The organism is Terriglobales bacterium, assembly GCA_035457425.1.
GTDB lineage: Bacteria > Acidobacteriota > Terriglobia > Terriglobales > Acidobacteriaceae > JACPNR01.
On sequence record DATIBR010000033.1, the window covers coordinates 1 to 11,513 of the forward strand.

Here is an 11,513-nt window from a genome sequence, read left to right on the forward strand (position 1 = left end):
GCGTCAACAAGGGCAAGGTGGATGCGAAGGCCGACGCCAAGTCTGACGCGCAGACCTCGGTCAGCTCGTCCGACGAGCCGAAGCGCTAAGTCTTTTCGGCCGAACCCTGGTAAGCAGTCTCTAACCGCTGTACCCCCGGAAAGCCAAGGGAGCGTCGTCCACCGCGGACGCCGCTCCCTTCGGCTTTTGGAGCGCCGCGCCAGCCCACCCAGGTAGGCGCCGGCGACTCGCCGGCGCGCATTTGCGCCCATATCCTTCCTTGCGCCAAATCTGTCATTTATACTGCCCCGTTCTGCATCTCACGTTTCGCCGCCCTGTAGCGCGGCCCACTGACCACCGATCACTGACCACTGGCTACTGAATTTATGAAAATCCTTGTCTGCATGAAGCAGGTCCCGCAGAAGGACGCCCCCCTCAAGCTCAACGAGACCGGCGCCTGGATCCGCGAGGACGTCTCCTACGAAGTCAACGAACCCGACGCCTACGCCCTCGAGGAAGCTCTCCGCCAGAAGGAGAAGCACGGTGGCGAGGTCGTCGTCATCACCTCCGGGCCGGCGCGCGCCCAGCAGGTGCTGCGCGAAGCCCTCGCCAAGGGCGCCGACCGCGCCATCCACCTCGAAGACCAGGCCTTCGTCTCGCTTGACGCCGTCAACACCGCCAAGGCCTTCGCCGCCGCCATCAAGGACGAGCAGTTCGACCTCGTCTTCACCGGCCTCCAGTCCGACGACTACGGCTTCGCGCAGACCGGCGTCGTCCTCGCCGAGCTCCTCGGCTGGCCGCACTCCACCATCATCATGCAGATCGAAAAGGCCGACGCGGGGATCAAGGTCAAGCGCGAGCTCGAAGCCGGCTTCTTCCAGTTCATCACCATGCCGCTGCCCGCCGTGCTCAGCATCCAGTCCGGCATCAACAAGCTGCGCTACGCCACGCTCATCGGCATCAAGCAGGCCAAGAACAAGCCCCTGCGCAAGGTCGCGTTCGACGAGGTCAAGTCCGCGCTCGGCGAGAACATGCAGAAGATCGAGAAGCTCTACGTCCCGGAGAAGACCAAGAAGACCGAGATGCTCGACGGCCCGCCCGCAGAAGTCGCCAAAAAGCTGGCCGAGAGACTGAAGAACGAGGTACGCGTGCTCTGATTTTCTCAGCGCTCTCGGATCTTCTCCGCGAGCTCTGCGTTCCAAGCTCTTGACTTTAATGGCCACGGACCACTGGCCACTGGAAACTGATTCAAGATGACCATCGAGCCGCCGCTGCATAGCCCTGAGAACCCGACCGAGCGCAAGCGCGACCTCGGACACGTCCTCGTGCTCATCGGCTACATCATGCTCGTGGCCGACATCATCGCCGGCGCCTACGTCTTCAGCGCCGTCCGCGCCGAGGGCGGCAAGATCGCGCTCATCGTCATCGCTCTCGACGCCGCCGTCGCCGTCGGCCTCATCTTGATCGGCGGCAACATGAAGAAGAGATCGGCCGAACGCATGGAAGATCGCATGCGTTAGGCCACGGGAAAACTGGAAACGGGAAACCGGAAACGAATTTATGTCTGACACCATCCTCGTAGTCGTCGAACAACGCGAAGGCAAGCTCAACCGCGTCTCCTGGGAGACCGTCACCGCCGCGCAGGCCATCGCCGCCGAGACCGGCTGGCAGCTCGAAGCCGCCGTCGCCGGCGCCGGCATCGCCGCGATCGCCACCGAGGTCGCCGGCAAGAAGGTCGCGAAGGTCTACGCCGTCGAATCGCCGGCGCTCGCCGCCTACACGCCCGACGCCTACGCGCACGCCCTCAAGCAGTTCATCGAGCAGCGCAAGCCCAGGCTCGTGCTCATGCCGCACACCTACCAGGTGCGCGACTTCGCGCCCAAGCTCGCGCTCTCGCTCGGCAAGACCATGATCCCCGACTGCATCGGCTTCAAGAAGTCGGGCGACAAGCTCCTCTTCACCCGCTCCATGTTCCAGGGCAAGTTCGCCGCCGACGTCTCCTTCGCCGCCGACGCTCCCTGGTTCGCCACCTTCCAGGCCGGCGCCTTCCGCGGCGACAAGGCCGAGGCCGGCGCATCCGCCGCTCCCGTCGAGACCGTCAACGTCGACGTCCCGGCCGGCAAGATCCGCACCCAGCCTGAAGCGCCCTTCAAGGAAGCGAAAGCCGCCGTCGACCTCACCCAGGCCGAGATCATCGTCGCCGTCGGCCGCGGCATCAAGGAGCAGAAGAACCTCGAGCTCGCCAAGTCGCTCGCCGAAGCCCTCGGCGGAGAGCTCGCCGCCTCGCGCCCCATCTGCGACTCCGGCTGGCTTCCCATGGACCGCCAGATCGGCTCCTCCGGCCAGACCGTCGCGCCCAAGCTCTACCTCGCGCTCGGCATCAGCGGGGCCATCCAGCACATCGTCGGCATGAAGGGATCGCGCTCCATCGTCGCCATCAACAAGGACGCCGAGGCGCCCATCTTCGAGATCGCCGACTTCGGCGTCGTCGCCAACCTGTTCGACGTCGTCCCCCCGCTCATCGAGGAGATCAAGAAAGCCAAGGCAGGGGCCTAACATCTGCCACGGATTACACGGATCGCACGGATGAATAGAATCAAGGATCCGTGGCATCCGTGAAATCCGTGGCTAAGGTCTTGTAAATGCTGATATTCCGCAAACCGCTGGAAAACGTTGACCGTCCGCAGATGGAAGCCGACGTCGTCATCGTCGGCGGCGGGCCCGCCGGCATGGCCTGCGCGCTCCGCCTCTCCCAGCTCATCGACGCCCACAACGAGAAGAATCCCTCCGCGCCCCTCTCCAAGGAGAACATCTACGTCCTCGAGAAAGCCCGCGAGATCGGACAGCACTGCCTCTCCGGCGCGCTCCTCGACCCGCGCTCCATGCGCGAGCTGCTCCCCGGCTTCGAGCAGGAAGCGCCCCTCGACGCCGAAGTGAAGAAGGAAGGCGTCTACTTTCTCACCGAGAAAGGGAAGTTCAAGTTCCCCATCACGCCGCCGCCGCTCCGCGACCACGGCAACTACGTCATCTCGCTCAACCGCTTCGTCAAGTGGCTCGGCGGCAAGGTCGAAGCTACCGGCATCACCATCTTCACCGGCTTCGCCGGCTCGGAGCTCCTGTTCGACGGCGACCGCGTCACCGGCGTCCGCACCGACGACAAGGGCGTCGACAAGCGCAACGAGAAGAAAGGGAACTTCGAGCCCGGCTATGACCTCAAGGCGAAAGTCACCATCCTCGCCGAGGGCCCGCGCGGCTCGCTCACCAAGCAGCTCGTCGGCAAGCTCGGCCTCGACAAAGACCGCAACCCGCAGACCTACGGCGTCGGCGTCAAGGAGCTTTGGGAAGTCCCCAGCGGGCGCATCGCGCCCGGCGAAGTCCTCTACACCATGGGCTGGCCGCTGACCTCGAAGGAATACGGCGGCGCCTGGATCTACGGCGGCAAGGACAACGTCGTCTCGCTGGGCTTCGTCACCGGCCTCGACTATCCCGACCCGCGCCTCGATCCGCAGCACGTCCTGCAATCGTTCAAGCAACATCCCTGGGTCGCCTCGCTGCTCGCCGGCGGCAAGATGATCCGCTACGGCGCGAAGTCGTTGCCCTACGGCGGATGGTTCGCCGTCCCGCCGCTCGCGGGCGATGGCTGGCTCATCCTCGGCGACTCCGCCGGCCTGCTCAACTCGCAGCGCCTCAAGGGCATCCACCTCGCCATCAAGAGCGGCATGCTCGCCGCCGAGACCGCCTTCGACGCCATGCTCGCCGGCGATTTCTCCAAAGCCAAGCTCGCCAGTTACGCCGACCGCGTCGAAAGATCGTGGATCAAGCAGGAACTCTGGAAGGTCCGCAACTTCCACCAGGGATTCGAGCATGGGCTCTGGCACGGACTGTTCCACGCCGGCCTGCAGCAGTTCACCGGCGGCAGAGGCCTGCACGCCCGCTACGCCGCCACCGCCGGCCACCGCCGCCTCGAAAGATTAAAAGACCGCCCCGCCGACGGCGGCGACGAGAAGCAGCTCCTCGGCCCCTTCAAGGGCGACGGCAAGCTCACCTTCGACAAGCTCACCGACCTCTACCACTCCGGCACCAAGCACGAGGAGGACCAGCCCTCGCACCTCATCGTGCACGACACCAACATCTGCGCCGAGCGCTGCGTCGTCGAGTTCGGCAGCCCCTGCCAGAACTTCTGCCCGGCGAACGTCTACGAGATGGAAGACGCCCCCGACGCGCCCCACGGCAAGCGCCTCCACCTCAATCCTTCCAACTGCGTCCACTGCAAGACCTGCGACATCATGGATCCCTACGAGATCATCACCTGGGTCCCCCCGGAAGGCGGCGGCGGCCCCAACTACGACGGGATGTGATGGACATTTCATTTCAGGTGACGCTGGAGGAATTTGCGGAAGCTGGGCGCGCATTTTCGGCGCAGCGATGGCTTGGGCGCTGGGCTAATTCACTCTTCTATCTAGTTGGAACGCTCACCATAATCGGCACCTTGTATTACGCATGGGAGTATGGCGGCGAAGCTTACCCGCTTGGCTTGATCTTGGGTGTGACGCTGCTTGCCATACCGTCGGCGATGCGCGCTTCGGTGGCGGCAAACTTCAAGAAGCGGAGCGCCTTCCAGAAGCCTGTGACTATGGTTATCGGCGACGAAGCCCTCGAACTGACTACGTGCAAAGCCAGGCAAAGGTCGCGTGGGGTGCCTTTCAGAGAGTGCTTGAAACAAGGAACGTTTGTCTCCTGTTCCTCGATGCCGAGTCTTACATCATGATTCCCAAGCGCGCCTTCTCCCCCGAGCAGCTCGCCGAGTTCCGCGACCTCCTCGCCCGCAAGCTTCCACAGAAAAGGTAGGGCCCTCAAGGAGTTGTCATTCCGAGGAGCGAAGCGACGAGGAATCCGCTTTTGCGCAAAACCAGCAGATTCCTCGCTTCGCTCGGAATGACAAGGGCAGGGAACGGTTTGCTTTTCCCCTCGAATCACGCCAGAATTGAACCTTCCATGAAGTCCTTCTTCCGCGCCGTCCTCTGCCTGCTCGCCTGCGCGCTGCCCGCCGCGGCGGCCAACCGCTGCATCGGCGGCAACGCCAACGGCAGCTTCGACCTCGGCAACGGCTACCACCTCGAGATCTCCGCCGGCGCGGGCGACCACTCCGGCGAGTGCCACATCGTCATCGACGGCAAGGCTCCGCTGCTCGACGTCTACGCCTACGACCTGCGCGTCGACGAGTTCAGCGGCAAGGACGTTAATAACGACGGCGAGCCCGACATGATCGTCGTCGGCCACATCAAGAAGGGCGACCCCTTCACCTACTGGATCGTCTCCTTCAAGGAGCCCGCCGGCGTCGCCCGCCAGATCGCCACCGTCTACCCGCTCACCTTCGAGGACCGCGACGGCGACCAGAAGATCGAGATCTGGACGCGCGAGTGGTCCTACAACGGCATCGACGGCCTCTCGCCCGACGACTCGCCCCATCCGCTCGTCGCGCTCCGCCTCCTCGGCAATCGCCTCATCTGGGTCAGCGACCGCTTCCCGCTCGAATATGACCCGGAGATCATCCAGGCCAAGCAGCGCATCACCGAAGACGGCGTCAACAAGCTCAAGAACCTCACCGATCAGAGCCAGGCCAGCGTGGGCGCCGCCGGTGGCGGAACCACCTTGGGCGGCGGCAAAGACGACCCCAAGATGGACGCGCGCGCTTTCGAAGCCAAGCTCGGCATCCTCGAGCTCTTCACCGCGTACCTGTATGCCGGCAAGAACGCGGAAGCGATCAAGGCGCTCGGCGACTGGCCATTTCGCGACCGCGACCGCATCCGCACCGCCCTCATCCGCCAGCGCGGCAACGGCATCATGCGCCAGCTGACCGCGCCCCAGCCCGCGCCGTCCAGGCAGGCAGCCGCGCCGCCGCCCGCGACTTCGCAACCGCAGTAGGGCCATTGCGCATTGCAGAAGTCAGATCGCAGAATGGGCCGGCTTATTCTGCGATCTGACATCCGCAATCTTCGATTCCCGGAGGTGGATTGTGCCTCGTTTGCTCCTCGCTCTTCTTCTCCTGACAAGCGCCGCTGTCGCACAGCACGACGCCGCTCCGCCCCTGCCCGACTCCGTCCCCAAGGACGCCGAGCTCTACGAGATCCGCATGATGGGCAACCTCGCCGGCCACGTTGCCGCCTGGCGCCAGCCCGACGGCACCCTGCGCACCTTCTACGAGTACAACGACCGCGGCCGCGGCCCGCTCTCCGACACCGTCATCACCCTCGACCGCAGCGGCTACCCCACGCGCATCGATTCCACCGGCCACGACTACCTCAAGGGCAAGGTCGAGGAGCACTTCTACATCGCGAACGGCGTCGCCCACTGGAAGAACAAGGCCGAGGACGGCTCCCAGCCGCTCACCGGCCCGGCGTTCTACAGCGACATGTACGGCACGCCCTACCAGTTCGGCCTCATGGTGAAGGCGCTGCTCGCGAGCCCGACCAAGTCCATCGCCATCCTGCCGCAGGGCGAGGCCAAGATCGCCAAGCTCTCCGACAAGACCGTCACCTCCGCCGGCCAGTCCCAGACCGTTTCGCTCTACGCCGTCACCGGGCTCGACATCGCGCCCGCCTACGTCTGGCTCGACCGGAAGAACGACCTGTTCGCCAACGGCAGCGCGTGGTGGATCATGGTGCGGAAAGGCTGGTCGGCGGTCACGCCCGAGCTCGTCCAGGCGCAGACCGACGCCGAAGCCGCGCGCGCCCGCACGCTTGCCCACAAGCTCGCGCACAAGCCCAAAGGCGTCGTCGTCTTCCAGGACGCGACCGTCTTCGACGCGCCCAACGCCACGTTCATCCCGCATCAGGACGTCGTCGTCTCCGGCAACCGCATCGTCTCCGTCGGCCCGACCGGCAAGGCGCCTAAGGGCGCGCAGGTCATCGACGCGCGCGGCAAGACGCTCCTCCCCGGCCTCTGGGACATGCACGCGCACGTCAGCGACAACGACGGCCTGCTCAATCTCCAGGCAGGCGTCACCACCGTCCGCGACCTCGCCAACGACACCGAGCAGCTCCTCGCGCGCAAGCAGCGCATCGAGAGCGGCGAGGAGCTCGGCACGCGCATCGTGATGGCCGGCTTCCTCGATGGTCCCGGGCCGTTCCAGGGTCCGACCAAGGTGCTGGTCTCCACGCCCGAAGAGGCGCGCAAGGAGATCCAGAACTACAAGCGCCTCGGCTTCGTGCAGATCAAGGTCTACAGCTCCATCAAGCCGGAGCTCGTTCCCGTCATCGCCGAAGAGGCGCACAAGCTCGGCATGCGCGTCAGCGGGCACATCCCCGCCGGCATGATCGCCTCCCAGGCCGTCGCGCAGGGCTTCGACGAGATCCAGCACGTCAACTTCCTCGCCCTCAACTTCATGCCCGACGTGAAGGAGACGCGCAACCCCGGCCGCTTCCTCGAGCCCGGCAAGCGCGCCGCCGACATCGACGTCAACGGCCCCGAGGTCAAGCAGTTCATCGCGCTGCTCCAGCAGCACGGCACCACGCTCGATCCCACGCTGGCGACCTTCGAAGGCATGTACAACGACGTCGCCGGCCAGCTTCCCGAGCGCTGGCAGCCGGTCGCCGACCGCCTGCCGGTGCAGTGGAAGCGCGGCTTCCTCACCGGCGGCCTGCCGCTCGCCGAAGGCGTCACGCCGCAGCGCTATCGCGACTCCTATGCCAACATGATGCGGCTGGTCAAAGCGATGTACGACGCCGGCATCCCCATCGAGGCCGGCACCGACGACACGCCCGGCTTCGCGCTGCATCGCGAGCTCGAGCTCGAGGTCAAGGCCGGCATTCCGCCGGCCGCGGCGCTGCGCATCGCCACCTACGGGGCCGCGCGCATCATGAAGATGGACGACCAGCTCGGCGCCATCGCGCCCGGGAAGCTCGCCGACCTCGCGCTCGTCGAAGGCGATCCGGCCGCCGACATCCGCAACATCCGCCACACGCGCCTCACCATGAAGGACGGCGTCCTCTACGATCCCGCCGAGATCGACGGGGCCCTCGGCATCAAGCCGGAGAAGCAATAAGCAACAAGCGATAAGCGATCAGCGATTAGCAACAGCCGATCCGATACTGGTTTCGCTTATTGCTTATCGCTTATCGCTGCCCCGCCGTGAGCGACCATCTATAATGAGCAACAGTTTCCGACCGCTCGCGCCTTCGGCATACCGGTGGCGCGCGCGGCGGTTCCCGGCTTGCCGGGACGAGGGCTCGGGTGGAAACGCCCGCGCCTCCCGTTTGGAAAGGAAACGCCTGCCGCGCATCCCTGCGTGGCGTGTCTCCTTTCCACTCCTCGAAACGTCAGAATCCAGGTGTCATGCTGAGCGCGCAGCGCGAAGCATCTCAGGCGCTGAGATCCTTCGCCCGCCGCGGCGGGCTCAGGATGACGCGAGTGAACAATGTTCCTTCACGATAGCCACGGCCGCCGCATCACCGACCTGCGCATCTCGGTCACCGACCGGTGCAACTACCGCTGCGTCTACTGCCGCGCCGGCAACAACGGCGCGCAGTACGCCGAGCTGCCCATCGCCGACTACCTGCGCATGGCGCGCCTGCTCGCCGCGCTCGGCGTGGAGAAGATCCGGCTGACCGGCGGCGAGCCGCTGCTGCGCTCCGGGCTGCTCGACCTCATCCGCGAGCTCGCGCAGCTCAAGACGCTCTCGGGCGCGCCGCTGGACCTCGCCATCACCACCAACGGGCACCTGCTCGCCGAGATGGCCGAGCCGCTGCAGCGCGCCGGCCTCAACCGCGCGACCGTCTCGATGGACGCGGTCGATCCCGCGGAGTTCGCGCGCATCACGCGCGTCGCCAACGGCTACGACGCGGTGCTCGCCGGCGTGCGCGCCGCGCGGCGTGCCGGCCTCGCGCCCGTGAAGGTGAACTGCGTGCTGCTGCGCGGCTTCAACGACGACCAGGTGCTGCCGTTCGCGCGCTTCGCCGCCGCCGAAGGCGTGGTCGTGCGCTTCATCGAGTTCATGCCGCTGGAAGAAGACCGCGTCTGGTCGCCCGAGATCGTCGTCCCGCTGGAAGAGATCCTCGCCACGCTCGGCACGGAATTTGAAGTGACCGAGCTCGACCACGCCGGCGCCGAGACCGCCCGCCGCTACTCGCTCCGGCCACTCACAACCGACAACTCACAACTAACAACTGCCGAAGTGGGCATCATCGCTCCCGTCTCGCACCCGTTCTGCGGACACTGCTCGCGCGTCCGCATCACCTCCGACGGCAAGCTGCGCACCTGCCTGTTCTCGCAGTCGGACCACGACCTCATCGGCCGCATGCGCGCCGGCGCCTCCGACGCCGAGCTCACCGACTACATCCGCCGCGTCGTCGACCAGAAGGAAGCGCGCCACCACATCGGCGAACCGGGCTTCCAGCCGCCCTCGCGCACCATGGTCCACATCGGCGGCTAGTGGGATTGCCGATTTCCGATTGCCGATTGCCGATTGGGAACGTTCCCACAGTCAAATGGCAATCGGCAATTGGCAATTGGCAATCGTTTTTCCTACAATGTCCCTAGGCGCCGCAAAGACTGAGTCATCGGCCAATGGACGACGTCTAATGAAGTAGCAACCGGCTGCAACAACCCCGTGGTTTGGTGTCGCCGCGGCGACAAGCGAAGCCACTGCAGCCACCGATACAGCTTTCAACATCTCCGTCGCGGATGTAGCGCCCTCGACTCGAGGGCGCGGCATGGCGCGACTGAAGGCGGAACAAACCGTGGCTACTGCTACCGCTTCACCTACATACGCACCACCTATCCGCGAGCCTGAGACTTGCTCGCTCGAGAACTACCTCGTCCGTCCCGACCACGAGATGGACGCGCGCATCGTCGCGGCCAAGCGCGCGCTCGGCGCCTCCACCGTCGTCCTCGGGCACCACTACCAGCGCGACGAGGTCTTCCGCTTCGCCGACTACACCGGCGACAGCTACCGGCTCTCCAAGGTCGCCGCGCAGACCGACGCCGACTACGTCGTCTTCTGCGGCGTCCACTTCATGGCCGAGTCCGCTTATGTCCTGGGCCGCTCCGACCAGCGCGTCATCCTGCCCGACCTGAACGCCGGCTGCTCCATGGCCGACATGGCCGAGCTCGGCCAGGTCGAAGAAGCCTGGGCGCAGCTGGTGCGCCTCGGCCTGACCGACGAAGCCGGCGGCGGCATCACGCCCATCACCTACATGAACTCCACCGCGGCCATCAAGGCGTTCTGCGGCGAGCGCTCGGGCGTGGTCTGCACCTCGTCGAACGCCGCCGGCGCCTTCCGCTGGGCGTTCCACAAGACGCCCAAAGTGCTGTTCCTGCCGGACCAGCATCTCGGCCGCAACACCGCTTTCGCGATGGGCGTGCCGCTCGACCAGATGGCGGTCTGGGACCCGTTCCAGCTCCTGGGCGGCAACACGCCCGAGCGCCTCAAGCAGGCGAAGATCATCCTGTGGAAGGGGCACTGCTCGGTCCACCAGCGCTTCCTGCCGCAGCACGTGGACGCGGCGCGCGCGAAGTACCCGGGCATCCAGGTGGTGGTGCATCCGGAGTGCCGCTGGGAGGTCTGCCAGAAAGCCGACGCCATCGGCTCGACCGACCAGCTTCGCAAGCACATCGCGGCGGCGCCGGCGGGCGCGCAGTTCGCCGTCGGCACCGAGATCCACCTCGTCAACCGCCTGGCGCACGAGCATCCCGACAAGCGCGTCATCACGCTCGACGACTCCGGCTGCCTCTGCACCACGATGTTCCGCATCTCGCCGCAGCACCTGTGCTGGGCGCTCGAGAACCTGGTCGCCGGCAACGTGGTCAACGAGATCAAGGTCGACGCGGCCACCAGGAAGTGGGCCAAGGTGGCGCTGGATCGGATGTTGGAGATCGCGTGAAGCAGCTATAAGCAATAAGCGATAAGCTAGGGAAAGGCCGGTTTCGCCTATCGCTTACTGCTTATTGCTTATCGCTACTTTTTATGTCCAAGACCTTCACCCTGTCGGAAGCGCAAGTCCTCCTGCCGGTGCTGGAGTCTTTGCTCCGCACCGCGATGGAGGGCAAGAAGTTCGCCGAAGAGGTGGACGAGGAGTTCAAGTCGCTGGCCAGCCGCATCTTCCTCAACGGCGGCACCTTCGTCGACATCCTGCCGCTGGCCGAGCGCAAGAACGAGCGCGAGCGAGCGGTGCAGCGCGTGAAGGACGCGCTCTCCGAGATCGACTCCACCGGCGTCCAGGTCAAGGACCTCGAGATCGGGCTGCTGGATTTTCCCTGCGTGGTCGAGGACCGCGTCATCCTGCTGTGCTGGAAGCTGGGCGAGAAGGCCATCGCGCACTGGCACTCGACGGATGAGGGCTTCGCCGGCCGCAAGCCCATCGACGACCGCATCGCGAACGCCAAGAAGCCGAGCAATTAGCGATCAGCAGTCAGCGATCAGCGATTAGCGATCAGAGCCTCGGCGTTGAAAGAGCAAACGCAAGGGCCCTCGACTCGTCCGCTCGCCCCGGCGAGCGGACTCGCTCGGGATGACAATCAAGAAAGGGCGCGGGACG

At 65.5% G+C, this 11,513-nt stretch carries 10 protein-coding genes and 1 riboswitch; all 10 genes read left to right on the forward strand.

The window, feature by feature from the left end:
- The first annotated feature begins 365 nt into the window (after positions 1–365).
- Positions 366–1,136 (forward strand): electron transfer flavoprotein subunit beta/FixA family protein, encoded by a 771-nt coding sequence (locus tag VLA96_02830; protein HSE48122.1) that lies wholly within the window; start codon positions 366–368, stop codon positions 1,134–1,136.
- A gap of 96 nt (positions 1,137–1,232) precedes the next feature.
- Entirely contained in the window at positions 1,233–1,499 is a 267-nt protein-coding gene (locus VLA96_02835; GenBank protein ID HSE48123.1) for a hypothetical protein, read from the forward strand.
- 40 nt (positions 1,500–1,539) lie between these two features.
- On the forward strand, positions 1,540–2,535 hold the full coding sequence (locus VLA96_02840) for an electron transfer flavoprotein subunit alpha/FixB family protein (protein HSE48124.1): 996 nt from the start codon (positions 1,540–1,542) through the stop codon (positions 2,533–2,535).
- Positions 2,536–2,621: 86 nt separating this feature from the next.
- A complete protein-coding gene (locus VLA96_02845) occupies positions 2,622–4,337 on the forward strand; it encodes an electron transfer flavoprotein-ubiquinone oxidoreductase (protein HSE48125.1) in 1,716 nt (571 codons plus the stop codon).
- Positions 4,337–4,747: a hypothetical protein gene (locus VLA96_02850; GenBank protein HSE48126.1), complete on the forward strand. Its 411-nt coding sequence runs from the start codon at positions 4,337–4,339 to the stop codon at positions 4,745–4,747. Before VLA96_02845 ends, VLA96_02850 begins: the two co-directional genes overlap by 1 nt.
- A gap of 227 nt (positions 4,748–4,974) precedes the next feature.
- On the forward strand, positions 4,975–5,904 hold the full coding sequence (locus VLA96_02855; GenBank protein ID HSE48127.1) for a hypothetical protein: 930 nt from the start codon (positions 4,975–4,977) through the stop codon (positions 5,902–5,904).
- 91 nt (positions 5,905–5,995) lie between these two features.
- Positions 5,996–8,023 carry an amidohydrolase family protein gene (locus VLA96_02860; protein HSE48128.1) on the forward strand — a complete coding sequence of 676 codons (2,028 nt, stop codon included), beginning with the start codon at positions 5,996–5,998 and terminating at the stop codon, positions 8,021–8,023.
- 103 nt (positions 8,024–8,126) lie between these two features.
- A riboswitch (molybdenum cofactor riboswitch) is annotated at positions 8,127–8,261 on the forward strand.
- Between the two features lie 134 nt (positions 8,262–8,395).
- Entirely contained in the window at positions 8,396–9,409 is a 1,014-nt protein-coding gene (moaA, locus tag VLA96_02865; protein HSE48129.1) for a GTP 3',8-cyclase MoaA, read from the forward strand.
- Between the two features lie 307 nt (positions 9,410–9,716).
- Complete coding sequence (nadA, locus tag VLA96_02870) at positions 9,717–10,859, forward strand: quinolinate synthase NadA (GenBank protein HSE48130.1); 1,143 nt, start codon at positions 9,717–9,719, stop codon at positions 10,857–10,859.
- Between the two features lie 83 nt (positions 10,860–10,942).
- Positions 10,943–11,377 (forward strand): DUF2203 domain-containing protein, encoded by a 435-nt coding sequence (locus VLA96_02875; protein ID HSE48131.1) that lies wholly within the window; start codon positions 10,943–10,945, stop codon positions 11,375–11,377.
- Positions 11,378–11,513: the final 136 nt, after the last annotated feature.

What these genes read in the sequence shown, in the direction of transcription:
- moaA (HSE48129.1), top strand. Translation starts at nt 8,396, where the DNA reads ATGTTCCTTCACGATAGCCACGGCCGCCGCATCACCGACCTGCGCATC.
- VLA96_02840 (HSE48124.1), top strand. Translation starts at nt 1,540, where the DNA reads ATGTCTGACACCATCCTCGTAGTCGTCGAACAACGCGAAGGCAAGCTC.
- VLA96_02875 (HSE48131.1), top strand. Translation starts at nt 10,943, where the DNA reads ATGTCCAAGACCTTCACCCTGTCGGAAGCGCAAGTCCTCCTGCCGGTG.
- VLA96_02850 (HSE48126.1), top strand. Translation starts at nt 4,337, where the DNA reads ATGGACATTTCATTTCAGGTGACGCTGGAGGAATTTGCGGAAGCTGGG.
- VLA96_02830 (HSE48122.1), top strand. Translation starts at nt 366, where the DNA reads ATGAAAATCCTTGTCTGCATGAAGCAGGTCCCGCAGAAGGACGCCCCC.
- VLA96_02855 (HSE48127.1), top strand. Translation starts at nt 4,975, where the DNA reads ATGAAGTCCTTCTTCCGCGCCGTCCTCTGCCTGCTCGCCTGCGCGCTG.
- VLA96_02845 (HSE48125.1), top strand. Translation starts at nt 2,622, where the DNA reads ATGCTGATATTCCGCAAACCGCTGGAAAACGTTGACCGTCCGCAGATG.
- VLA96_02835 (HSE48123.1), top strand. Translation starts at nt 1,233, where the DNA reads ATGACCATCGAGCCGCCGCTGCATAGCCCTGAGAACCCGACCGAGCGC.